14 protein-coding genes and 2 pseudogenes are annotated in these 24192 nt (G+C 64.1%); 10 read left to right on the forward strand and 6 right to left on the reverse strand.

Annotated elements, in window-relative coordinates:
• From dnaA to gyrB, 4 genes are all read left to right on the forward strand, one after another.
• Entirely contained in the window at positions 1-1428 is a 1428-nt protein-coding gene (gene dnaA, locus ACMYR2_RS00005) for a chromosomal replication initiator protein DnaA (RefSeq protein WP_347262977.1), read from the forward strand.
• 214 nt (positions 1429-1642) lie between these two features.
• Positions 1643-2761, forward strand: a complete 1119-nt coding sequence (dnaN, locus tag ACMYR2_RS00010) for a DNA polymerase III subunit beta (RefSeq protein WP_347262976.1) — start codon at positions 1643-1645, stop codon at positions 2759-2761.
• 79 nt (positions 2762-2840) lie between these two features.
• A complete protein-coding gene (gene recF / locus ACMYR2_RS00015) occupies positions 2841-3986 on the forward strand; it encodes a DNA replication/repair protein RecF (protein ID WP_347262975.1) in 1146 nt (381 codons plus the stop codon).
• Positions 3987-4248: 262 nt separating this feature from the next.
• Positions 4249-6690: a DNA topoisomerase (ATP-hydrolyzing) subunit B gene (gene gyrB, locus ACMYR2_RS00020; RefSeq protein ID WP_347262974.1), complete on the forward strand. Its 2442-nt coding sequence runs from the start codon at positions 4249-4251 to the stop codon at positions 6688-6690.
• Positions 6691-6744: 54 nt separating this feature from the next.
• On the opposite strand, the gene ACMYR2_RS00025 is transcribed toward gyrB, so the two are convergent.
• Positions 6745-7311, reverse strand: coding sequence for a PAN domain-containing protein (locus ACMYR2_RS00025; RefSeq protein WP_347262973.1), 567 nt, complete (start codon positions 7309-7311; stop codon positions 6745-6747).
• A 455-nt stretch (positions 7312-7766) separates the two neighbouring features.
• A complete protein-coding gene (locus ACMYR2_RS00030; protein ID WP_347262972.1) occupies positions 7767-9137 on the reverse strand; it encodes a glutamate--cysteine ligase in 1371 nt (456 codons plus the stop codon).
• A gap of 484 nt (positions 9138-9621) precedes the next feature.
• Here ACMYR2_RS00030 and ACMYR2_RS00035 point away from each other — a divergent pair, with 484 nt between their 5' ends.
• The 3 genes from ACMYR2_RS00035 (at position 9622) to ACMYR2_RS00045 (ending at position 14677) form a co-directional block, all read left to right on the forward strand.
• A complete protein-coding gene (locus tag ACMYR2_RS00035) occupies positions 9622-12780 on the forward strand; it encodes a hypothetical protein (RefSeq protein WP_416193455.1) in 3159 nt (1052 codons plus the stop codon).
• A gap of 182 nt (positions 12781-12962) precedes the next feature.
• Positions 12963-13889 carry a sulfite exporter TauE/SafE family protein gene (locus tag ACMYR2_RS00040; protein WP_347263004.1) on the forward strand — a complete coding sequence of 309 codons (927 nt, stop codon included), beginning with the start codon at positions 12963-12965 and terminating at the stop codon, positions 13887-13889.
• A complete protein-coding gene (locus ACMYR2_RS00045) occupies positions 13886-14677 on the forward strand; it encodes a TIGR02186 family protein (RefSeq protein WP_416193456.1) in 792 nt (263 codons plus the stop codon). The genes ACMYR2_RS00040 and ACMYR2_RS00045 overlap by 4 nt, the downstream gene beginning before the upstream one ends.
• 136 nt (positions 14678-14813) lie before the next feature.
• On the opposite strand, the gene pdeM is transcribed toward ACMYR2_RS00045, so the two are convergent.
• Positions 14814-15485: a ligase-associated DNA damage response endonuclease PdeM gene (pdeM, locus tag ACMYR2_RS00050; protein ID WP_347262970.1), complete on the reverse strand. Its 672-nt coding sequence runs from the start codon at positions 15483-15485 to the stop codon at positions 14814-14816.
• A gap of 61 nt (positions 15486-15546) precedes the next feature.
• A complete protein-coding gene (locus tag ACMYR2_RS00055; protein WP_416193457.1) occupies positions 15547-18054 on the reverse strand; it encodes a ligase-associated DNA damage response DEXH box helicase in 2508 nt (835 codons plus the stop codon).
• A 332-nt stretch (positions 18055-18386) separates the two neighbouring features.
• Here ACMYR2_RS00055 and ACMYR2_RS00060 point away from each other — a divergent pair, with 332 nt between their 5' ends.
• The 3 genes and pseudogenes from ACMYR2_RS00060 to ACMYR2_RS00070 form a co-directional block, all read left to right on the forward strand.
• Complete coding sequence (locus tag ACMYR2_RS00060) at positions 18387-19748, forward strand: outer membrane protein (protein WP_347262968.1); 1362 nt, start codon at positions 18387-18389, stop codon at positions 19746-19748.
• Between the two features lie 413 nt (positions 19749-20161).
• Positions 20162-21082: a zinc metalloprotease HtpX gene (gene htpX, locus ACMYR2_RS00065; protein ID WP_347263002.1), complete on the forward strand. Its 921-nt coding sequence runs from the start codon at positions 20162-20164 to the stop codon at positions 21080-21082.
• 308 nt (positions 21083-21390) lie between these two features.
• A pseudogene (locus tag ACMYR2_RS00070) lies at positions 21391-22154 on the forward strand (IS630 family transposase); the annotation flags it as partial.
• 414 nt (positions 22155-22568) lie between these two features.
• On the opposite strand, the pseudogene ACMYR2_RS00075 reads toward ACMYR2_RS00070, so the two are convergent.
• Positions 22569-22706, reverse strand: a pseudogene (locus ACMYR2_RS00075) (IS110 family transposase); the annotation flags it as partial.
• A 420-nt stretch (positions 22707-23126) separates the two neighbouring features.
• Entirely contained in the window at positions 23127-24152 is a 1026-nt protein-coding gene (locus ACMYR2_RS00080; RefSeq protein ID WP_416192988.1) for an IS110 family transposase, read from the reverse strand.
• Between the last annotated feature and the right edge of the window lie 40 nt (positions 24153-24192).

The following is a 24192-nucleotide window of genomic DNA, read 5'->3' on the forward strand; positions in this document are numbered from 1 at the left end:
ATGTCAGACACGGAACAGGAGCGCTGGTCGCGGGTGAAGGGTCGATTGCGATCGACCGTGGGAGAGGACATCTATTCAAGCTGGTTTGCGAGGATGGACCTGGAAAGCGTGCATGGCGAGAGCGTTCGCCTGTCGGTCCCGACCCGGTTTCTGAAAAGCTGGATTCAGGCGCATTACGCCGAGCGTGTGCTGTCCTGCTGGCAGGCCGAACTGCCGGACGTGCACCGGATTGATCTCACCGTGCGTTCGGCCATGCGCTGCGCGGCGCCCGTCCGGGAAGCGCCAGCGGGCGATGCGCGCCGCCCCGAACGCAGCGAGGGCCGGGACGGCGTCGAGTTGAAAACGGTTGCGACCGCACCAGCGTCCGCCAACCATGATGCGCTCGGCGGCTCGCCTCTCGACCCGAGGCTGACGTTTCAAAGTTTCGTCACCGGCCGCTCCAATACGCTGGCCCACGCGGCGGCGCGGCAGGTCGCCGAAGGCCGGCGCGGCGACAGCGTGATGTTCAACCCGCTCTATATTCACGCCGGCGTGGGCCTTGGCAAAACGCATCTGCTGCAAGCTGTCACATGGGCGGGGAATGCAGGGACGGAGCGCAGGGTCCTCTACCTGACGGCGGAGAAGTTCATGTATGGCTTCGTCGCCGCGCTGAAGACGCAGACCGCGCTCGCTTTCAAGGAGGCGCTCCGCGGCATCGACGTTCTGGTCATTGACGACCTGCAGTTCCTGCAGGGCAAATCGACCCAGGCTGAATTCTGCCACACCCTGAATGCGCTGATCGATGCCGGCCGCCAGGTCGTCATCGCAGCCGACCGGCCGCCGTCCGACCTGGAAAGCCTCGACGATCGCGTACGGTCACGGCTCGCCGGCGGGCTCGTGGTCGAAATGGGATCACTCGGCGAGGAGCTTCGGCTCGGGATCCTGCGGTCGCGGGTCGAAGCCGCGCGGGTCCACCACGCCAGTTTCGACGTGCCGGAGCAGGTTTTGGATTACCTCGCGAAAGCGATCACGCATAACGGGCGCGACCTCGAAGGCGCGATCAACCGGCTTCTGGCGCACAGCAAGCTCAACGCCCAGCCGGTCACGCTCGAAATGGCCGAGCGCGAGGTCCGTGACCTGATCCGTCCGCAGGAACCCCGGCGCATCAAGATCGAGGACATCCAGCGGGTCGTTGCGCGGCAGTATAACGTGAGCCGCTCGGACCTTCTGTCCTCGCGCCGCACCGCCAACGTGGTGCGGCCGCGGCAGGTCGCGATGTATCTGGCCAAAACGCTGACGTTGCGTTCCCTGCCCGAGATCGGCCGCCGGTTCGGGGGCCGGGATCATACCACCGTGCTGCACGCCGTGCGCAAGATCGAGGCGCTGGTGTCGAAGGACGCAACGCTCTCCGACGAGGTCGAGCTGCTGAAACGCCAATTGCAGGAATAGGCGCGGGACGGGAGAATCCTTCCGGAAAAAGCCGGACCGGGGCGAACCGCGGGGCTTGCGCAGGAGGGACTTCCGCGTCACCTTACGGTCCCGCCGGATTTAAGCGAAATCAGCCTTGAGCTTCGAGGCCTCGCTTGAACTCCGAGGTCTCGGCGCCGCGAGTCCTCGCGGCATTTTCAGCACACGACCTGAACCTGGATCGGACGGATTTGCAATGAAGGTCACCGTCGAACGCGCGCAACTGCTGAAATCGCTCGGCCACGTCCATCGCGTTGTCGAACGGCGGAACACGATTCCGATCCTGGGAAACGTGCTGGTCCGCGCCGAGAGCGCCAAGCTGTCGCTGAAGGCGACCGATCTCGATCTGGAGGTAACGGAAACGCTGGCGGCGGAAACCGGCACTGTCGGCTCGACCACGGTTCCAGCGCACATGTTCTACGACATCATCCGCAAGCTGCCCGATGGCGCGCAGATCGTGCTGGAAGGCGACGGCGACCGTTCGGTTCTAACCATCCGCGCCGGACGCTCCCGCTTCACCCTGCAGACACTGCCGGAGAATGATTTCCCCGATCTCGCGGCCGGCGAGATGACGCATGCTTTCACGCTGGCCGCAGCAGACCTGAAGCGGCTGATCGATCGCACCCAGTTCGCGATCTCGACCGAAGAGACCCGCTACTATCTCAACGGCATCTACCTGCACGGCGCGGGCAGCGCAAACAACGCAACGCTGCGCGGCGTCGCGACCGACGGTCATCGCCTGGCGCAACTCGATCTCGCTTTGCCGAAGGGCGCTGAGGGAATGCCCGGAATCATCATTCCGCGCAAGACGGTCGGCGAGGTGCAGCGGTTGATCGAGGATAGCGAGGCCGAGATCGGAATCGAATTGTCGCAGGGCAAGATCCGCTTTACCCTCGGCAACGTCGTGCTGACCTCCAAGCTGATCGACGGTACCTTCCCGGACTACGGCCGCGTGATCCCGCAGAGCAACGACAAGGAGTTGGTCGTCGACAAAAAGGATTTCGAGGCTGCGGTCGATCGCGTCTCGACGATCTCCAGCGAACGCGGCCGCGCCGTGAAGCTGGCGTTGTCAGCGGGCAAACTGGTTCTGTCCGTGACCAATCCCGATTCCGGCAGCGCCACCGAGGAGCTTGAGGTCGAGTACGCCTCCGACGCACTCGATATCGGATTCAATTCACGCTATCTGCTGGACATCGCCGCGCAGATCGAGGGCGAAGCCGCGGTGCTGAAGCTCGCCGACCCCGGATCGCCGACGCTGGTGCACGACAGGGATTCCAGGGGCGCGCTCTACGTCCTGATGCCGATGCGGGTGTGATCTCCTTCCGATCCGCGCGGCCCGCCCAACGCTGCGATGGCTGTACCGGGTACGAGGAGAAGAAGGCCGGTACCGCTGCATGACCCCTTCCCGCATCCGTCGCCTGAGCCTCACCCACTTCCGCAACTACCGGGCCGCGACGTTCGAGCCGCGCGGCAACATGGTCGTGCTGGTCGGACCGAACGGCGCCGGCAAGACCAATTGCCTCGAAGCCATTTCATTGCTGTCGCCGGGACGCGGATTGCGTCGCGCAACGCGCGACGACATCGCAGACAACGGAGGCGACGGCTCCTGGGCGGTGTCGGCCGAGATGCAAGGCGCGCTGGGCCTTGCGACGCTCGGCACCGGCATCGACGCGCCGGGCCATGAAGCGGCTCCGGGCGGCCGGCGCTGCCGGATCGACCGCGAGCCCGTCGCATCGGCAGCCGCGTTCGGCGACCATCTGCGCATGGTCTGGCTGACGCCTTCGATGGACGGCCTGTTCACCGGGCCGGCGTCGGACAGGCGGCGTTTCCTCGACCGCCTGGTGCTGGCGATCGACAGCGATCACTCCGGCCGAGTCTCGGCGCTGGAGCGCAGCCTGCGCTCGCGCAACCGCCTGCTGGAGATGCGTCACCACGACGATCTCTGGTGTGAGGCCGTTGAGCGTGAAACCGCCGAGCTTGCGGTCGCGGTCGCGGCGATGCGCGCGCAGACCGTGACGCGCCTTACGGCCGCGCTGGAGGCGCGCGGCGGGGCCTCCTCATTCCCCGCGGCAGGCATCCACCTCGACGGCTGGATGGAGAACGCGCTGCTGATCGAGCCAGCCACGGTGGTGGAGGATCGCTACCGCGAGATCCTGCGCGCCGGCCGCGCCCGCGACGCCGCCGCCGGCCGCGCGCTCGATGGCCCGCACCTCACCGATCTTGAGGTGATCTATGCGCCGAAGAACATGCCGGCGAGGGAGGCCTCCACCGGTGAGCAGAAGGCGCTCCTGATCGGCCTCGTGCTGGCCCATGCCCGGCTGGTGGCCGAGATGACCGGCATCATCCCGCTGCTGCTGCTCGACGAAGTCGTGGCTCACCTCGATCCCGAGCGCCGCGGCGCGTTGTTCGGCGAGCTTGCCGGTCTGGGCGCCCAGGTCTGGATGAGCGGCGCCGATCCGGCCGCCTTCGCCAACCTCAGGGCCGGCAGCGAAATTTTCCAGGTGGATTCGGGCCGGATCACCCGCGAGCCACCCACGTAATGCCATGGGAACCGGTCAGGACAGAGGCTGGAGAATCCCGCGGCTTCGCCTCAAGGCGACGGCTCCCGAGGTTGCGAATCGCGATTCGAGACGCTTCGCAAATCACCCGTCTCCGCCCTTGAAAAAACCAATAAAAATACCATTTATTCAATGGCTTATGTGGCACAACTTTGCGCTAGGCGCGGTGCTGCTTTCGTGCCAGAAATAGACTTCTCAACCGCGTCGACCGCGGCTGTCCCGGGACACCCTCTGAAGGCCTTTCATGAACGAACCTGCCCGGCAGCAAATTGCCGATACCCCATCTGTCGCGGCCGTCGAATATGGCGCGGAATCGATCAGGGTTCTCAAAGGCCTCGACGCCGTGCGCAAGCGGCCCGGCATGTATATCGGCGACACCGATGACGGCTCCGGTCTGCACCACATGGTTTATGAAGTGGTCGACAACGCCATCGACGAGGCGCTAGCGGGACACGCCACCGCCGTCGAGGTCATCCTCAACGCCGACAATTCAGTCACGGTACGCGACGACGGCCGCGGCATTCCCGTCGACATCCACAAGGGTGAAGGCGTCTCGGCGGCTGAAGTTATCATGACGCAGCTGCACGCCGGCGGAAAGTTCGATCAGAATTCCTACAAGGTCTCCGGCGGGCTGCACGGCGTCGGCGTCTCCGTCGTCAATGCGCTCTCCAGCAAGCTGATCCTGCGCATCTGGCGCAAGGACAAGGAGCATCTGATCGAATTCGCCAACGGCGACGCGCTGGCGCCGTTGAAGGTCGTCGGCGACGCCAACGGCAAGCGCGGCACCGAAGTCACCTTTCTTGCCTCGACCGAGACCTTCACCAACATCGAGTATGATTTCGCCACGCTGGAGCATCGGCTGCGCGAACTCGCGTTCCTGAACTCCGGGGTCAACATTCTGCTCTCGGACATGCGTCACGCCGTCGAGCGGCGCGAGCAGATGATGTACGAAGGCGGCGTGGTCGAGTTCGTCAAGTATCTCGACCGCAACAAGAAGGCGATGGTGGCGGATCCGATCATGGTCCGCGCCGAGATGAACGGCATCAGCGTCGAGGCCGCGCTGTGGTGGAACGACAGCTACCACGAGAACGTCCTGTGCTTCACCAACAACATTCCGCAGCGTGACGGCGGCACCCATCTCGCCGGCTTTCGCGGCGCGCTGACCCGGCAGGTCAATGGCTATGCCGATGCCATGGCCAAAAAGGAGAGGATCGCGCTGACCGGCGACGACTGCCGCGAGGGATTGACTGCGGTGCTGTCCGTGAAAGTGCCGGATCCGAAATTCTCGTCGCAGACCAAGGACAAGCTGGTGTCGTCGGAAGTGCGTCCCGTGGTCGAGAACGTCATCAACGAGGCGCTCGCCGCCTGGTTCGAGGAACATCCGACCGAAGCGAAGCTCATCGTCGGCAAGGTGGTGGAGGCCGCGGCGGCACGCGAGGCCGCGCGGAAGGCGCGCGAACTGACACGGCGCAAGGGCGCGCTCGATGTCGCCTCGCTGCCCGGCAAGCTCGCCGACTGCCAGGAACGCGATCCGGCAAAATCGGAACTGTTCATCGTCGAGGGAGATTCGGCCGGCGGAAGCGCCAAGCAGGGCCGCAACCGCGAATTCCAGGCCGTCCTGCCGCTCCGCGGCAAGATCCTGAACGTCGAGCGCGCGCGCTTTGACAAGATGCTGTCGTCCGAACAGATCGGCACGCTGATCACCGCGCTCGGCACCGGAATCGGCCGCGAGGATTTCGACCTGTCGAAGCTGCGCTATCACAAGATCATCGTGATGACCGACGCCGACGTCGACGGCGCGCATATCCGCACCTTGCTCCTGACCTTCTTCTTCCGTCAGATGCCGACGCTGATCGAGGCCGGGCATCTCTATATCGCTCAGCCGCCGCTCTACAAGGTGACCCGCGGCAAGTCCGAGCGATACCTGAAGGACGAGCGCGCACTGGAAGACTACCTGATCGAGACCGGGCTCGACGACTGCGTGTACAAGCTCGCCACCGGGGAGGACCGTGGCGGCCGCGACCTGCTGGCGCTGGTGGATGACGCCCGCGTGATCCGGAACGTGCTGCAGAATCTGCATAGCCGCTACAACCGCGGCGTGATCGAGCAGGCGGCGATCGCCGGCGTGATGAATCCGAGGATCACCGAAAATCTGGCGACGGCAAGCGCCGCCGCCGATTACATCGCCAAGCGGCTGGATGCGCTGGCCGACGAGGTCGAGCGCGGCTGGGCCGGACGCTTTGTCGAGGGCCAGGGATTTTTCTTCGAGCGCACCGTGCGCGGCGTCAAGGACGTCGCCATGATCGACGACGCGCTGCTCGGCTCGGCCGATGCGCGCAAGCTCGATGAATACGCCGGCAGGCTGCAGGAAGCCTATCCGCGCCCCGGCCTCCTGCGACGCAGGGATACCGAAACCGCGATCCATGGTCCGGTCAGCCTGTTCGAGGCGGTGACCGACGCCGGGCGCAAGGGCGTCGCGCTGCAACGCTACAAAGGCCTCGGCGAGATGAACCCGGACCAGCTCTGGGAAACGACGCTCGACGTCGGCGAGCGTTCGCTGCTGCAAGTGAAGATCAAGGAGGTCGACGAGGCCGACGACATCTTCACCAAGCTGATGGGCGACGTGGTCGAGCCGCGCCGCGAGTTCATCCAGGACAACTCGCTCAGCGCCAATGTGGACGTGTGAGCCGGCGACGCCTCACCGTTGCGCTGGCGCGGCCCTTCGGATCTGGATCATGCTCTATCGGATGACGCCGGAGGTGAAGCCGGGTCTGCGATGCGGCGGCTTGATTTCCTTTTTCAGGAAACATCGCGCGGCTTTGCCCGCGTATCCCGACCGCGCATAGGTCCAGGCCCGGCACTTGCTGTCGGCATCGCAGGCATGCCTGCAAACCTGATCGGCGTCGGCTCTCTCTTCTTTCCTGATCTCGAAATTGCGATAGTCGCCGCCTGAGCGATCGGTGGAGGTTTCCACCGGGCCGATCCGTCGCTCGATCACACCCGCGCCGCGGACACCGGACACGCAGCACCGATTCGCGATTCGCGGGGGCACGGCGTTCTTGAGCCAGCATATCGCGGTTTCCGACCGTTCATTCGGATAGCTGAAGCTCCAGGCACGGCAGCGTCGGTCGCGTTCGCATGCCAGGCCGCAATCGACCGGATCGCCCGACCGCAACGGCACCCGCTGATAGTCGGCGCCGGGCCGGTCGAAATTGACCTGAGCGCAGGCCGGACGTACCGCCGGAACAGAGCTCCACAACAGCGCGGCCAGCAGAACCAGGCCCACTTTCAGTGCATAGACTCTCATCACCTGCCGCAAAGCAGCGCATCCTGAACGAGGACGTGCGCGGATAGGAATCATTAAATCGCGCCCTCAATGTACGTTGGATGAACAACCGCCGCGAAACAACCCGCTGACCCGATGATACCTCGATTCGGCGGGAGCCGATCGTTTCGAACCTGCGAAGTAACGGATGCGTCATCGCCGGCCTTCCGCCGCGAGTTCGTGATGCGAATCTCCTCTGTAGCGTTTTCGAGCGAAGCATGTCCTCGGGCTTGACCCGGAGATGGAATCCGGTTCGCGTGAAGAAAATGCTCTCAATTAAGAACTTGCGCGTATTCTGATCGCAAAACCGGTATCCACTTTTGCGGAATACGCGCTAGAGCATCGGACCCGAAAGTGGGAACCGGTTTCGGGATAAATCCGATGCTCAATCAATTAACTGGAGTGGCGGCGCTGATTCCATTTGATCGGCCGCCGCTCTAGAAGGCATATTCGCTATAGGCGGGCTCCACCGAACCACCCCACGCGCCGTTGAACTTCTCCAGCATCTCCTCGGCCGGAGAGCGGCCTGAATCCAGAATCTGATCGAGCGACTCCAGATGTCGCGACTCATCGCGGCCGAGGCGGTCGATACGGCCGCGCCGGCGCAATCCCCCATGCGCCAGCAGCAGGCACTCCTTGGCGATTTCAAACAGGTAGCGATTCTTGATCCGGGCCTTGAAACCCAACCGCGAGACATCATCGCGCAACGCCTGACGTTCCTGCGCATTCCAGCGCTTCGTGATGTCCCACGCCGCATCGAGGCTGGCGTCGTCATAGAGCAATCCGACCCAGAACGCCGAAAGCGCCGGCAGTCGCCCCCATGGCACCCCATCGGCGCCGCGCATCTCCAGATACCGCTTGAGCCGCACCTCGGGGAAAATTGTCGACAGATGATTGGCCCAGTCCGAAAGGGTCGGCCGCTCGCCGGGGAGGGCCTTGTTCCTGCCGTCAAAAAAATCACGAAACGAGGAGCCGGATACGTCGATGTAATTCTCGCCGCGCTTGACGAAATACATGGGAACGTCGAGCGCGTAATCGACCCAGCGTTCGAAACCCATGCCGTCCTCGAACGCCCAGGGGATCATTCCGGCGCGGGCATTATCCGTGTCGCGCCAGATTTCCGAACGATACGACAGGAAGCCGTTCGGCTTGCCTTCGGTGAACGGAGAATTTGCGAACAGCGCCGTCGCAACCGGCTGCAACGCGACCGACACCCGCAGCTTTTTGACCATGTCGCTTTCGGACGAGAAATCAAGGTTGGTCTGCACGGTGCAGGTCCGAAACATCATGTCGAGGCCGTGTCGGCCGACCTTCGGCATGTAGTCGTTCATGATCCTGTAGCGGCCCTTCGGCATCATCGGGATCTGCGCCAGAGACCAGGAGGGGGTCATGCCGAGGCCGAGAAATCCGATCCCGAGCGGCGTCGCGACCTCCTTGACCTGCGCCAGATGCGCCGCAAGTTCGGATTGAGTCTGATGCACCGTTTCGACCGGCGCGCCCGACAGTTCGAACTGGCCTCCCGGCTCGAGCGAAATCGCGCCCCCTCCGGTAACGTCATGAAGGCCGATGATGTTGCCCTGCTCCATGATCGGCTCCCAGCCGAGCAGCAGTTGCATCCCCTCGAGCAAGGCACCGATGCCACGCGGTCCCTCGTAAGGTACGGGGTCGTGGCCCTGAAGCGTGAACGGCGTTTTCTCGTGTTCGGTGCCGATGCGGAACTCGGATGCAGGTTTTACACCGGCTTCCAGCCAGGCCACGAGTTCGTCGCGCGATTGCAGCGGCGTCATATCGATCTGGTCACGCGCCATGAATGATCCCGATGCGGGGCGTTGCGACCACGCGGTGTCACTTTGAAACGGATATGAGCCGAATGGCTCGTAATCGCGAAAGATGAAAGAGACATCATCGCGCGAACGCTCCGTCTCTCACAGCAAGCGCGGGAGCCTCATTGCAGGAACAACCGGGCCGGTCAAGCAGCCCTGCAAAGCATCGCAGCCTCAATGCTGGAGAGTTCGCGCCGGCGCTGGCGGCCGGAACTTACGCAATCCAAAGTTGTGTTATCGCCGCCAATCACCCTCAGGATGAGGCCGCGACCCGATAAAACTCCTGCGTTCCGTCTCAAAATGACACTTTTGGCGAGCGGCGGCCCCACTCGTTAACTGCTTGTTTACCGTAACACGAAAAGGTTGAGTCTCAGCGGCGGGACCCGCGCCAGTTTGGATTGTCCTATTCAGGATTGGCACGGGAAACGCGAGGGCGCATCGGGGTGCGCGGTCGACACTGGACGAAAGCATGAATTCGCGGGGATCGTCGAGCGACGGCGGAATCGAACCATCCGATCGCGAGGGGGCGGACGCTGCCGCGCGGCGCGCCGGCGCATCCCGCGACGACGGACCGGGTTCCAGTTCCAGTTCCGGCAGCACCCCGCCGGATCCAACGCAGCCAGCGGCATCTCGCCAGAGCAGCCACGAGATGGCGGACATTCACCAACGGCTGGACTCCATCACGCGCCAGATCGATCAGCTGGCAAGCCCGGCCGAGAATGGCGAACCCGCGGTCGCCCGCCAGCTCAACGACGCCATTTCGCGGCTCGATGCCCGGCTTGCCCGGGTCACGGCCCAGACGCCCGCAGCGAACCCGCAGCAACGGGCGGCGACCGGAATCCACGATCGATCGTCATCGCCGGATCTCGTCACGCTCGAAGCCGCAATCGCGGAGATCGCCGCGCGCCAGCATGAACTCGATGAGACGCCGCGCGCGCCGTCCTCCTACAGCTCAGCCCCTGCGGCGTCCGCGATGAGAACGTCGCGACAGGCGGCGGATTTCTCCAGCCTCGAACGGCAACTCTTCAAGATCACGAGCCAGATCGAATCCCTGCAACGCCCCGACGGAATCGAGCAGTCGATCGCCGCATTCCGCATCGAGCTTGCGGGTATCCGTCATGTGATCACCGAGGCCATGCCGCGCCGGGCGATCGAGTCGCTCGAAAACGAGATTCGCTCGCTTTCGCAACGCATCGACGAAGTCCGCCACAACGGCAGCGATGCTCAGGCGCTGGCGAATATCGAACGCGCCCTCAAGGAGATCTACGACGCTCTGCGATCGCTGAAGCCGGCGGAACAGCTCTCAGGATTCGACGAGGCCATCCGCAATCTCGGCAACAAGATCGATTCGATCGTGCGGGGCAGCGGCGACACCGGCATGATGGAGCAGCTTGAGAGCGCGATCGGCGCGCTTCGCGGCATCGTCTCGAACGTCGCCTCCAACGATGCGCTGGAGCGCCTCGGCAACGATCTCAACATGCTGTCGTCCAAGGTCGAGCAGCTCGGCCGGCCCGCGAGCGACGGGGATTTCTACGCCGCGCTCGAACAGCGCATGGCCGCATTGACGCAGACCCTGGAAAACCGCGAGCGACCCGCCTCGGGCGGCAGTTTCGAACAACTTGAAGAGACGGTGCGGGCGCTGTCCGAGCGTCTCGATCGTCTGCCGGCCGGTCACGATTCATCCTCGGCGCTGGCGCACCTCGAACAGCGAGTCTCGATGCTGCTCGAACGCCTGGAGACCACAGGCGAGCATTCAGGATCCCATCTCGGGCGCGTCGAGGAGGGCTTGCAGGATATTCTGCATTGCCTGGAGCGGCAGCAGGCCGGACTCGCGGCGATGTCCGAAAGCGGTCCTCAAAGCGCCGTCCCGACCATGGACAGCGAGGTCGTGGAGGCGATCAAGCGCGAATTATCCGAGATGCGCTTCTGCCAGTCGGAAACCGACCGCCATACCCAGGACTCGCTTGAGGCCGTTCACAACACCCTGGAGCATGTGGTCGACCGGCTGGCGATGATCGAAAGCGACCTTCGCGCGGTTCACACCATGCCCGCCCGGGCCGAGCCGTCTCGCGGCGGAATAATGCCGGAACGGACGGCAAATCTGCCGCCCAAGCCCGAATTGCCGAATCCGGTCCTGTCGCAGACGGCCGCGCAGCCGACTCCGGCCCACACCGCCACGGCGGCGCCGATCCCGCGCGCCATAGCCGACGCCCTGATCCCCAAGGAGACTTTCGATCCGGATCGCGTCGCGCCATCCGTGGCCGCGCCCTCGCCGCGCGCCGCGATCGACCCGAAGCTGCCGCCCGATCATCCGCTCGAGCCCGGTACCCGTCCGGCGGGACGCGCAGCATCGCCGTCGGAGCGCATCGCCGCCTCCGAGAGCGAGACCAGCGCCGGCGCCGAGACCCCGCGCGAGCAGTCGGGCTCATCCTTCATCGCCGCCGCGGCGCCGTCGCCCGACAAGGCCGGCCGGACCAAGGTCGCCATCGAACCGGCGCGCAACGCCACGGGCGGATCGGACATCACCTCAAAGATCCGTTCCCTGCTGGTTGCAGCGAGCGTGGTGGTGATCGTTCTCAGCAGTTTCAAGTTCGCGATGACGCTGCTCGACAGTTCTCCGCGTGCCACCCTCAGCGAGAGCGATCCGGCCGCTCCCGTGACCAAGCCGCCAGCCGACACCGAAGGCAACGCCGGCCCGGAGATACCGCAGCCGCCCTCGATGATCGCGCCCACGCCGATCGACCGGCAATCGATGATCGCACCGCCCACAGGTGACGGCGCGGCTCCGGCCGAAAACCCCCAGGATGCCACGCCGGCAAGCCGGCCGGACACGCCGTCCGCCGACGTCACCGGTGCGATCCCGGAAGGACACACGGCCAAACCGGCCGCGACGCCGCCCACCGCATCGCTTCCCGACAACATCGGCGGCGCGACGCTTCGCTCCGCCGCGCTCCAGGGCGACCCCGCGGCCTCGTTCGAGGTCGGCGTTCGCTACGCCGAGGGCAAAGGCGTCACGGTCAACTACGACGAAGCCGCGAAGTGGTACGAACGGGCGGCTGATGCCGGCATCGTGCCCGCCATGTTCAGGCTTGGCGCCCTGCATGAAAAGGGGCTCGGCACGAGCAAGAACGTCGATACGGCGCGGCGCTATTACCTGCAGGCGGCCGATAGGGGCAACGCCAAGGCGATGCATAACCTTGCCGTGCTCGATGCCGATGGCGGCGGCAAGGGCGCCGACTACACAAGCGCGGCGCAATGGTTTCACAAGGCGGCAGAGCGCGGAATAGCCGACAGCCAGTACAATCTCGGCATTCTTTACGCCCGCGGCATCGGCGTCGAACAGAATCTCGCAAAATCCTACAAGTGGTTCAGCCTCGCCGCCGCCCAGGGCGACGTGGATTCCGGACGCAAGCGCGACGAAGTCGCCAAGCGGCTCGATCCGCCGTCGCTTGCCGCGGCCAAGCTCGCGGTTCAAACTTTCGTGGTCACGCCGCAGCCAAGCGACGCGGTCAGCGTTCCCGGCCCGGCGGGCGGATGGGACAGCGCGGCTGCGAAACCCCGCCCCAAATCAGCGCCGGGCAAATCCGCTCGGGCGCACGCGGCGATGGCACGGCATGCCGCGCCTTGATCCAGGCTCGTCACTTCAGGTGTGACCGGTAGGGCCGGAATACCGGGCCGTCGCGAATTCTTTAACCCCTGTCACCGATGATTTCGGTTATGCAGAGGACGCGGCTTGCGGCCGTGCCGCGACTTGAAGTCCACGCTGCGAAGGCGCCGCCCGTCAGCAGCCAGATCCGAAAACGAACGCGCGTGCAGCTCTATCTCCCGATCGCCGATATCCCGGTCAACGTGTTGCTCATCCTGGCGATGGGCGCGGCGGTGGGTTTCGTATCAGGAATGTTCGGCATCGGGGGAGGCTTCCTGATGACGCCGCTGCTGATCTTTGTCGGCATCGCCCCGGCGGTTGCCGTCGCAACGGTCACGAGCCACATCGCGGCGTCCTCGTTCTCCGGAGCGCTGTCCTACTGGCGCAAGCGAGCCATCGACCCGATGCTCGCACTGGTTCTGCTAAGCGGCGGCATCATCGGAACCATCTTAGGAGTCCTGACCTTCACGCGACTGCGCTCGCTGGGCCAGCTCGATCTTCTGATCGCGCTATCCTACCTCGTGCTGCTGTCCGGGGTCGGCGCGGCGATGTCCTGGGAGGGGCTGCGCGCGATGCTTCGGGCCCGGCAGAGCCGGACCGTTCCGCTGCGACGCTCGGGCGGCCATGGCTGGGTCCATGGCCTGCCGCTGAAAATCCGCTTCAAGCGCTCCAAGATTTACCTTTCGGCCATCCCGGTGATCGCCATCGGCCTCCTGATCGGCTTCATCGGCGCGGTCATGGGCATCGGAGGCGGCTTCATTCTGGTGCCGCTGCTGATCTACCTGCTGCGGGTCCCGACCTCGACGGTGATCGGCACCTCCATGATGCTCACCCTCATCACCATGACCTTCGCCACCGTGCTGCACGCCGCCACCAACCATCTCGTCGATGCCGTGCTGGCGCTGATCCTGATGACCGGCGGCGTGACCGGCGCGCAATTCGGCGCCCGCGCCGGCCAGCGCATCCGGGGCGAACATCTGCGCCTGCTGCTGGGGCTGCTGATTCTGGCCGTCGGAATCCGCTTCGCGATCGAACTGGGCATTCGCCCCGCCGATCTCTACACCGTCCGCGAAACCACGGGCGACACATGAGAACGCGCGCAACAACGGCGATGATCCGGCTGGCGCTGCTGCTCGCCGCGATCCTCGTTGCCGGTCACGCCCATGCCGAGCACCTGATCGTCTCGGTATCGAACCATCGCGTCACCGTGACGCCGAACTATTCCGGCGAGGAACTGGTGCTGTTCGGATCGATCGAGCGCGAGCGCGATGCGCCACTACCGCCCGCCGGCTACGATCTCGTCGTCACTGTCAGCGGGCCCCCGGTCGACATGGTCACGCGCCGCAAGGCGCGGTGGTTCGGCATCTGGGTGAACGCCGATTCCCGGCAATTCCTCCAGGTCCCGGCCTATCTTGCGGTGTTCGCCAACCGGCCGCTGGAGAGGATCGCCGCGCCGGACATCCTGCGCCGGCGACAGCTCGGGCTGAACAACGTGCTGCTGACGCAGCGCGTCGGCTCCGATTACGCCGACGTGGTGCCGAGCGATCCGTTCCGCCGCGCCTTCATCAGGCTGCGAAGCGAACACGGGCTTTACCGCGAGAACACCTCGGCGGTGACCTTTCTCACGCCGACCCTGTTCCGCGCCAGCATTCCGCTCCCGGCGGAGGTTCCGACCGGCACCTACACCATAGACATCAAGCTGCTCGCCGGCGGGGCGCTGATCGCAAAGACCGATACGGCGTTCGAAATCGTCAAGGTCGGCTTCGAGCAATTCGTGGCCACGGCCGCCAGGCAACATGGCATGGCTTATGGCGTGGCGACGGCGCTCATGGCGTTGACGGCCGGCTGGATGGCGTCGATCGTTTTCCGCAGAGACTGAGGGTTTTGGGTTAGTGGAGCGAGATCGCCGCCATTAGAGCGGCGGCCGGTCAAATGGAATCAGCGCCGCCGCTCCAGTTAATTGATTGAGCATCGGATTTATCCCGAAACCGGTGCCCACTTTCGGGTCCGATGCTCTAACGACAGCGCGAGGCCGCGATCGCGTGCAAGCGGCTGTGCCCGAGCACATGCGCTGTGAAGTCGGTCGAGAAGATTCTGCCGAACGCCCCATTTCGAATGCTTAAGCCTCCCGCGAAAGCGCCGAACGCCGGCATCACCATGCGCGCGCCGTCGCTTGCGAAACAGCGCCGCTCCATCGAACGGCCTCGCGTGGCGACCCGCGCCTTGGGATGCAGATGGCCCGCGATTTCGCCGAAAGCGCCCGTCGGCTCATGACGAAACACAATCCCGCCGATCTCCCATTCGGTCGCGACAAGGCCACCGAGACCGGACGGCGGCGCCGGATCGTGGTTACCGGAAATCCAGATCCAGCGGCGGCCCGCCTGCAAACCCGACAGCGTCTCGCGATCCCCAGCGCACAGGCGGTTGTGCGCGTCGCGATCGTGAAAGCTGTCGCCGAGCGCGATCACCGTGCGCGGATCGAAGCGCCGGATGACGACGGCGAGCCGATCGAGCGTCGCCACCGTATCATAGGGCGGCAACAGCACGCCGCGCATCGCGAAGCTCGATCCCTTTTCCAGATGCAGGTCGGAGACAACGAGCAGGCGCTCCCGTTCCCAGAACAACGCGCCCGAGAGATCGGCGGCGAAACCCGCGCCCGCGACGGTAACGGCAGCAACGCGGCTCATCTGCTCTCTCTGGAGAGGAAGCGCGTCATGTGGACAGCGATCCGGACCCGGCATGATCGGCTCATGTTCCCGTCGCCTCGCGGACGAGCTGCTCGGCGGCTTCGGCCAGCAATTCGTCCGACGCTTCGCCATAGACCGTCTCGCGACCGATCTCCAGCATGACAGGCACGGCGAGCGGCGAAATGCGATCGAGCGGCTTGTGAACGATCCGTCCCCTGATCCGCGCCAGCATATCGCTGAGGCGGCGAATATCCAGCAACCCGGTCGCCGCATCCGCCCGCGCGGCGCGGAGCAGCATATGGTCTGGCTGATGCTTGCGCAGCACGTCATAGACGAGATCGGTCGAGAACAGAACCTGCCGCCGGCTTTTCTCCGCTCCGGTGAACCGGCGGGGGATCAGGCCCGCAATGATCGCGCAACTGCGGAAGGTGCGCTTCATCAGAGCGGATTCCGCGAGCCATGCTTCCAGATCATCACCCAGCATGTCCGGATCGAACAAGGCGTCGAGATCGAGCCGCCCCTGCCGGATCATCGACGAGGGATCGCCGAGCATCCACACCGCCAGCGCATATTCGTTGGCGACGAAGCCAAGCGGCCGCGCCCGCGCGCGTTCCAATCGCCGTGTCAGCAACATGCCGAGAGTCTGGTGCGCAAGCCGTCCCTCGAACGGATAGCAGACCAGATAATGCTTGCCGGCGCGCGGAAAGGTTTCGACGATCATCTCGCGGGCATGCGGCACGCGTGAAAACCGCGACTGCAAACTCAACCATTCGCGCACCTGATCCGGCAGGCCGCGCCATGCGCGCTCGTCGTCGAGCAGGCGGCGAACGCGTTTGGCCAGATAGGTCGAGAGCGGAAACTTGCCGCCCATGTAGGACGGCACCTTCGGGCTCTCGTCGTTCGCGCGTGAAACATAGACCTGATCCTCGGCCAGCGCCTCAAAGCGCACGATCTCGCCGCCGAACACGAAGGTGTCGCCGGCTACGAGCCCCTCGATGAAGTACTCCTCGATCTCGCCCAGCATCCGGCCGCCGCGCGCGATCGCGCCGGTGGGGCCTTTACCGCCGCCGTGCCGCGAGCGCACCAGCCTCACCTTCAGCATCGCCTCCTCGACGATGGTTCCGACATTGAGGCGATAGCTTTGCCGCGCGCGCGGATTGGCGACGCGCCAGCGCCCCTCCTTGTCCTGCCTGATGCGGGCGAAGCGTTCATAGCTCTTCAGCGCGTAGCCGCCGGTGGCGACGAAATCGATCGCGTCGTCGAAATCCGCGCGCGTCAACGCCGCATAGGGCGCCGCAGTCCGCACTTCCTCATAAAGGTCATCGGCGTGGAACGGCTCACCGCAGGCGCAGCCCATGACATGCTGCGCGAGCACATCGAGCGCGCCCGTGCGCAGCGGCGGCGTGTCCTGCGCGTTTTCGTTGACCGCATCGATAGCGGCGCGGCATTCTAGCACTTCGAACCGGTTGGCCGGCACCAGAACCGCACGCGAGGCCTCATCAAGACGGTGATTGGCGCGGCCGATCCGCTGCATCAGCCGGGAGGCGCCCTTGGGCGCGCCGATATTGATGACGAGATCGACGTCGCCCCAATCGACCCCGAGATCGAGCGAGGAGGTGCAGACCACGCCGCGAAGCCTGCCGGCCGTCATAGCCTGCTCCACCTTGCGGCGCTGCGCGACATCGAGCGAGCCGTGATGCAGCGCGATGGCGAGACCGTCGTCGTTGATGCGCCAGAGATCCTGGAACAGCATCTCGGCCTGGCTCCGGGTGTTGACGAACACCAGCGTCGTCCTGTTGCGCCTGATGAGATCATAGACCTCGCTCAGCGCATGGCGCGCCGAATGCCCGGCCCATGGCAGCCGCTCGCTCGTGTCCAGCATCTCGACAATCGGAGCGGCGGCGCCATCGGCCTCGACGATATCGGCCGAAACGGCCTTGCCCCGCGGCTGCGGCGCCAGGAAACGCGCCAGCGCTTGCGGATCAGCCACCGTCGCCGACAGGCCGGTCACGCGCATTCGCGGCGCGAGCCGCCACAGCCGGGCCAACGCCAATGACAACAGATCGCCCCGTTTCGAGGTCACCAGCGCATGCAGTTCATCGAGCACGACGCGCTGCAACGACGAGAACAGAAAGGGCGCGTCGTCGGAGGCCAGCAGCAGCGCGACCTGTTCAGGGGTGGTCAGCAGGATATCCGGCGGGTAGCGCCGCTGCCGCTGCCGCCGTGACACCGGCGTGTCGCCGGTGCGGGTCTCGACCCGGATCGGCAGTTTCATCTCCGCGATCGGAGTTTCCAGATTGCGCGCGATATCGACCGCCAGCGCTTTCAACGGGGAAATATAGAGGGTGTGAAGGTGTTTTCCCTTGCCTGAGATTTCCACCAGCGTCGGCAGAAATCCGGCCAGCGTCTTGCCCGCGCCGGTGGGGGCGATCAGCAGCGCCGAACGGCCGTCACGGGCCTTTCGCAGCAGGGCCAGCTGGTGCGCGCGCGGCGACCGTCCCCGCGCCGCGAACCAGCGCAGAAAGCCCTCCGGCAGCAATGGCTGCGCCTCGCGATCAGCGATTCCCACGCCGCAAGAGGTAGGCTGTCCCGCCTGTCCGGTCGAGTTCCAACGCGACCCTAGAGTTTGGCTTCTGTTTCAATCAGAAGCCAAAATGCTCCAGCAGGCGGAACGATGGCGAATCAGCGAACGCCGGGATACCGGCCGGAACCGGCTTCGGCGTGGCCGGGAGACGGCGGCAGGACCCCGCCGGGACCCGACATCGCCACGCAAGACGCTGATTTTCGCGAGATTTCCGGCTTCACGGCATCATTCCCGGCAGGTGTGGCCAGCGAACCACAGACAAGTTTCCCATCGAAGGGTACAGTCTCCGGGTCATTTGCAGACGGGGACTATCCATAATGAAAAAAATTCTGCTCGGCGTTCTGCTAGCCACCACCGCGATGAGCGCCCAGGCGGCGGATCTCGCGCCCCGGCCCTACACCAAGGCTCCGCCGATAGCCCCGGTCTATGACTGGACAGGTCTTTACGTCGGCGTGAACGTCGGACTCGGGCTGGGCCGCAATCGTGCCGTGCATGATTTCGGCCCCGCGGCGATTTCGACCCATCTGCAGCCGCTCGGCGCGGTCGGCGGTGGCCAGATCGGCTACAACTGGCAGACCAACTCGTTCTTCGGCCCGCTCGTGTTCGGCGTTGAAGCCGACATCCAGGGCGCCGACATGATCGACAACCGGACCAACTTTATCGGCGCGCTCCAGTACAATCAGAGGCTCAACTGGTTCGGCACGGCGCGCGGCCGCGTCGGCCTGATCAACGGTCCGATGCTGACTTACTTCACCGGCGGCTGGGCCTATGGTAATGTTGGCACAACCGTCATCCAGGGCGGCGTGCCGTTCGCCTCCGGCGGCGGACGCAGCGGCTGGACCCTGGGCAGCGGCGTTGAAGTCGCGCTCGGCGGAAACTGGACCGGCAAGGTCGAGTACCTGCATCTCGATTTCGGTAACCGCACCGATGTGATCGGCGGCTCGGTGCTGCATTCCGAGTTGCGCGAGAATATCTTCCGCGCCGGCCTGAACTATCGCATCGGCGCCAGCAACCCGTACGCACCGATCATCACCGCCAACTGGAACGGCCTGTATCTCGGCGGCAATGTCGGCGGCGGCGTCGGTCGCAACCGCACCACCATCTCCAATCCGGCTGGCAACGTCGCCCAGTTCAATCTCGCGCCCGACGGTTTCGTCGGTGGCGGCCAGATCGGCTACAACTGGCAGGCCGGGAATATCGTCCTGGGCCTCGAGACCGACTTCCAGGGCGCGACCCTGCAGGACAACAAGACCTGCTTCGGCTGCGTGCCCGGCGCCTCGATCGATTTCAATTCGAAGCTGCAGTGGTTCGGCACCGTGCGCGGCCGTCTCGGCTACTCCGTCGGAACCTCGATGTTCTACGCCACCGGCGGTTTCGCCTATGGCAACATCAGGACCGCGCTTAACACGCCGCTGAATAATTTCAGCTTCTCCGATACCCGCACCGGCTATGCGGTGGGTGGCGGCATCGAGACGCCGCTCCCGGTGGTGAACCTGTTCGGCGGGCCTCTCTTCGGTCCCAACTGGACCTCGACGACCGAATACCTCTTCGTCGACCTCGGCCGCTCGAGCGTCAACATCGGTGGCGGGCCGAACGTGCTGACGACCGGCGCGCAGGAACACATCTTCCGCACCGGCCTGAACTATCACTTCAATACCCCGTTGGCTCCGGGCTACTGACCGTAAAGGCCGGGGACGGGGGTTTTCGAAACCCTGTGGCCTGACGGGGTAAAATTCTGGGGGAGTGGGCAAGAAAGCCGCATCGCATCGCGATGCGGCTTTCTTCATGAGCGGCCGTCGCGAGGAGAGGATCTGAACCTTTTAGCGTTTGAGAGCAGATCCGGTTCGCGTGAAGAAACCGCCTCAAACATAAAGACTCTCGGCATTGATGCCGAAAGAAGAAAAAGCGCCGCAGATTCAGGGCTGAAAGCACTCGTCCCTCCCCGGAGTCCTATTCCCCGCTCCGGAGGATGATCTTGGAATTTCTTCGACGCGACCGGCCGCCGCACTTGCGCGCCCTGATACGGAATTCCCATGTTCTGGATGCCGGCCACAATTCCGGCGAGCATTCGGCGAGTCTTTCGAGGAATCCGATGAACTATTTTCGTACTGCGATCCTGCTGGCGGGCCTCACGGGCTTGTTCATGGGCGTGGGCTATCTGATCGGCGGCGCCAGCGGCGCGACGATCGCGCTCGTCGTCGCGGCTGCGACCAACATCTTCGCCTACTGGAATTCCGACCGCATGGTGCTGTCGATGTATGGCGCACATGAGGTCGATCCAGGCACCGCGCCCGACCTGCACCGGCTGGTGGCCGATCTGGCTTCGCGCGCCGGCCTGCCGATGCCGCGGGTGTTCGTGATGGATAATCCACAGCCCAACGCGTTCGCCACCGGCCGCAATCCCGAGAACGCCGCCGTGGCGGTAACGACGGGGCTCATGCAGTCCTTGAGCCGCGATGAACTGGCCGGCGTGGTCGCGCATGAACTTGCGCACATCAAGCATCACGACACGCTGCTGATGACCATTACCGCAACCTTTGCCGGCGCGATCTCGATGCTGGCGCAGTTCGGCATGTTCTTCGGCGGCAACCGCAACAACAACGGCCCCGGCATCATCGGCTCGCTGGCCATGATGATCCTCGCGCCGCTCGGGGCCATGCTGGTGCAGATGGCCATCAGCCGCACGCGCGAATACGCCGCCGATGACATGGGCGCGCGCATCTGCGGCCAGCCGATGTGGCTTGCGTCGGCTCTGGCCAAGATCGACAATGCCGCGCATCAGGTGCCGAACATGGATGCCGAACGCGCGCCAGCGACCGCGCACATGTTCATCATCAACCCGCTGTCGGGACGCGGCATGGACAACCTGTTCGCGACCCATCCCTCGACTGAAAACCGCATCGCCGCATTGCAGCGGCTCGCCGGACAATCCGGCGGTGGTCTTGCCACTGGCCCCGCGCCCGATCCACGTAACCCCTGGAACAGGAGCCCTCGCAGCGGTCCATGGGGCTGAAGCGACCTGCGCGGATCGTGACCCGCGGGAGCGCGCGCCCTCGTGGCGCGGCTCTATGAGCTTGACGTGGCGCGTTTTCTTCACGCGAACCGGATTCCATCCTCGGGTCAAGTCCGAGGACATGCTTCGCTCAAAAGCGCTATATGACCCGCGATATCCGTCCGCCGACGCGCAGGATCCATCAACCGCATCGTCCAGGTTTCGCGGCTCGCCCTGAAGTCTAGAGCGTATCCTGTGATTGATGAATCGATTGTGATGTGACGTCTGGGCTCTGTGCTGATTCGACATCCGCCTTGCAGGAGGTGAAGATGGGAAAGGCATTGAGCGGGGATCTTCGGTCGCGTGTCGTGAAGGCGTCGGACGAGGGCATGTCGGCGCGGCAGGCCGCGGCCCGGTTCGGGGTTGGGATATCGAGCGCGATCCGATGGATTGCGCGGGCAAAGATCGGCGAGTTGATGCCCCGCCCGCAAGGTCGTCGCCGTGCTTCCAGTCTCGATGTGCATGAAGCCTTCATCGTGGGGCTGATCGAGGAGCGCAAGGACATCACGCTGAACGAGATGGTGGAGCGGCTTGCCATCGAGCAGTCTATGAAAATCAGCCGAAGCGCCTTGAGCGCCTGGTTTCGCGGGCACGGCTGGACGTTCAAAAAAGGTCCGCACATGCACTGGAGCAGGACCGCCCCGACATTCTGAGGCGTCGGCAGGCCCGGTTCGAGGGTCAGCTCGATCTCGACCCGGCGAAGCTCGTCTTCATTGATGAGACCGGCCTCTCCACGAAGATGACGCGCCTGCGCGGACGAGCGCCGCTCGGTGGGCGTTGCCGGGCCGGCGTGCCGCATGGGCACTGGAAAACCACCACCTTCACCGGCGCGCTGCGGCTGACCGGCATGACCGCGCCCTTCGTCTACGACGGCGCCATGAATGGCAACGTGTTCCTGGCCTATGTCGAGCAGGTGCTGGTCCCCACGCTCCAACCCGGCGATGTCGTCGTGATGGACAACCTGCCTGCTCATAAGACCGCCGGCGTCCGCAACGCGATCGAGGCCGTGGGTGCGAGACTGATGTTCTTGCCGTCTTAGAGCCTGTTTGAGAAAGGCACGACAGCCTGATTGGAGATGGCGCCGTCGCAGGATGGCGGCTTATTTTCTGCGAATTTTGGCGCAACCAGCACTTCGCCGCCACATCGATTGATGTGCTTGGGTGAATTCTCAAACAGGCTCTTACAGCCCCGACCTCAATTCATGTATGGATGGCTCCTGCGGGTCAAGGTGTCGGATCGGATTTGGTGAACAGGTCGGTTGCGGCCATGTATACGGCGTCTGAATGTGCAACGGGATCGTTGCGCGCCCTGATGAATATCCGTTTGGAGAACAGGTTCCACTCGATCGAACGCGCTCGAGGCGCTTCGGATTGATCGGGGTGTCCTGGTTCTTCGTCTCCGTCTGTTCGCCATCACCTCACTCTGCCCTGACCATTCCGAGAGCCTGTCAGGCGACCTGCGGCTCGTAACGCGATCCGTCCCTGAGGACGGCGAAGATGGTTCTTGCCATGCGATGCGCCAAGGCGATGGCAACGACCTTGGTCTTTTTCCGAATGAGTATGCTCGATAGCCAATCCGCCCCCGGCCGCCCCCGGCTCGCGCTTCAGTCTGCATCTGAGCATGATCTGTGTCAATCGGCCCTTTAATTGCGGGTTGTTGTCAACTCTCTTTTTGAAGCCATTCGGCAAAGTGGTAACGCTCGGCCCGACGGAGCAGGTCCGGGTTGCGCAGACGGGGCGAGCGCGGCTGGTGGATCGATAGCCAACTCGTATAGTGGGCCGATTAGCTGTCACCTGGCTTCAATGCGATCAGTTGCCCGTCGCTGGGGTCATGGTCCTTTCCGAGGTCGCAAGCGCCTCATGATGATGTCCGGATCGGGCGCCTCATCGTTTGCAACGGGGTGCGGACGAGCCGCCACCAGCCGATTGACCGAGGTCACCACGACCACCGTCCCAGCGGGACATCGCCAGCCCGGCGGACCGGGCCAGGAACTTGCAAAATAAGGTCAGGCCGGCGCGTTGCCCCAGTCGAATGATGTGCCGTCGACCCAGATGCAGTGGAGGATGACAGCGATCTTGCGGGCGATAGCAACCTTTGCCTTTTTCATGCCGATCCGCTTCGCAAGTTTCATACCCCAGGCTTTGAGGGAGGACCATTTCTTTGTTCGATAAAGCAGAACGGTCGCCGCCTCGTAAAGGTACGTTCGGAGGAGCCTGTCGCCCCATCGGGATATCTTGCCACTAGTGTCAGTCTCACCAGATTGGTTGCGCCGAGGTGTGAGGCCGAGATAGGCGCCGACTGTCGAGGCCGATCGGAAGCGAGACGGGTCATCGATCGTATGGCGGAACGTCAAGGCGGTGACCACGCCGACACCAGGAACTGTCATCAGGCGACGCGTCGTCTCGTCCGACTTCGCCAATCGGCGGACCTCGTCGTCAAATTTGCTTTGCTGCTGGCAGATGAGTTCATGAATCGACAAGAGCGGCGCGATCACGCTGAGGAGTTGATGATCTTCGCCCAATAGCTCGCCAACCTGGTTACGGAACTGTTGGCCAATGGCGCGAGGGAATAGCAACCCACACTCCTTGATCAGACTGCGGACCTGGTTCTCGATATCCCGGCGTATGGACACAAGGCGGAATCGCGCCACGAGGATAGCTCGAACCTTCTGGCTCTTCTCACTCTTGATTTTGACTTCTCGAAACCAACCAACCCGCACCAGTTCGGCAAGGCCCCGAGCATCGTTCTGATCGCTTTTGTTCATGCGGACCGATAGTGCTGCGTGTGCATGCCTTGCATCGATGCAAACGACGGGGAGTTCGACCCTACGAAGCTCATGCCAAAGCCAGCTCGCCATTGCGCCCGTCTCAAAGCCGATACGCTCCGCCAGTGGCGCATGTTTACGAAGTAACTTTGACAGATCTCCAGGATGAGACTTGGCCTTTCCTTCAAAAATTGCTTCACCCGTCTCATTGACTACGCAAACCGCAGTCTCTCTCTGCGAGACATCTAGCCCGACGTATTGCCGCATGACAGCTCCTCCGAATCGTTTGATTGCGAGAGGTAGACGA

It is taken from the genome of Nitrobacter sp. TKz-YC01 (assembly GCF_047824785.1).
Taxonomy (GTDB): Bacteria; Pseudomonadota; Alphaproteobacteria; order Rhizobiales; family Xanthobacteraceae; genus Nitrobacter.

What these genes read in the sequence shown, in the direction of transcription:
- htpX (WP_347263002.1), top strand. Translation starts at nt 20,162, where the DNA reads ATGAACTATTTTCGTACTGCGATCCTGCTGGCGGGCCTCACGGGCTTG.
- recF (WP_347262975.1), top strand. Translation starts at nt 2,841, where the DNA reads ATGACCCCTTCCCGCATCCGTCGCCTGAGCCTCACCCACTTCCGCAAC.
- ACMYR2_RS00080 (WP_416192988.1), bottom strand. Translation starts at nt 24,152, where the DNA reads ATGCGGCAATACGTCGGGCTAGATGTCTCGCAGAGAGAGACTGCGGTT.
- ACMYR2_RS00035 (WP_416193455.1), top strand. Translation starts at nt 9,622, where the DNA reads ATGAATTCGCGGGGATCGTCGAGCGACGGCGGAATCGAACCATCCGAT.
- ACMYR2_RS00060 (WP_347262968.1), top strand. Translation starts at nt 18,387, where the DNA reads ATGAAAAAAATTCTGCTCGGCGTTCTGCTAGCCACCACCGCGATGAGC.
- ACMYR2_RS00025 (WP_347262973.1), bottom strand. Translation starts at nt 7,311, where the DNA reads ATGAGAGTCTATGCACTGAAAGTGGGCCTGGTTCTGCTGGCCGCGCTG.
- dnaN (WP_347262976.1), top strand. Translation starts at nt 1,643, where the DNA reads ATGAAGGTCACCGTCGAACGCGCGCAACTGCTGAAATCGCTCGGCCAC.
- gyrB (WP_347262974.1), top strand. Translation starts at nt 4,249, where the DNA reads ATGAACGAACCTGCCCGGCAGCAAATTGCCGATACCCCATCTGTCGCG.
- pdeM (WP_347262970.1), bottom strand. Translation starts at nt 15,485, where the DNA reads ATGAGCCGCGTTGCTGCCGTTACCGTCGCGGGCGCGGGTTTCGCCGCC.
- ACMYR2_RS00045 (WP_416193456.1), top strand. Translation starts at nt 13,886, where the DNA reads ATGAGAACGCGCGCAACAACGGCGATGATCCGGCTGGCGCTGCTGCTC.
- dnaA (WP_347262977.1), top strand. Translation starts at nt 1, where the DNA reads ATGTCAGACACGGAACAGGAGCGCTGGTCGCGGGTGAAGGGTCGATTG.
- ACMYR2_RS00030 (WP_347262972.1), bottom strand. Translation starts at nt 9,137, where the DNA reads ATGGCGCGTGACCAGATCGATATGACGCCGCTGCAATCGCGCGACGAA.